The sequence below is a fragment of the Bremerella sp. JC817 genome (assembly GCF_040718835.1).
Lineage (GTDB): Bacteria > Planctomycetota > Planctomycetia > Pirellulales > Pirellulaceae > Bremerella.
In genome coordinates, this window is the sequence record NZ_JBFEFG010000261.1 from 1 (window position 1) to 306 (window position 306).

The window sequence follows — 306 nt, forward strand, 5'->3', positions numbered from 1 at the left end:
CCGGGATTTCGGCCAGCCGGTTGAGATCACCATCGCTCAGAACCTGGAACCGCTCCGGCGAAAACTGGAGCCGTTCAACGTCTCGGTCACCCCGGAACGCTACGACGTGTTCGCTTTGAATAACGGCACCGGATTCATGCATCAGGATACGGATCTGCCTTATCTCCTGACGATCAGCAACACCCGCCAACGACCAATCCGCGTGCGGATCGTGCGGACTTTGCTCCCCGCCGATGGCCAGGAAGACGAACCGATTCCCCTGGGTGAGACCAAAGGTGTCGAGCTTCAACCCGGCACGCCCTGGGA

Annotated in this window: 1 protein-coding gene; it reads left to right on the plus strand. The window is 60.1% G+C overall.

The genetic code is table 11. The annotated features are described in order from the left end of the window. Positions 1–306 (plus strand): hypothetical protein (locus AB1L30_RS06365; protein ID WP_367012597.1); only part of this gene is annotated, 306 nt, incomplete at both ends.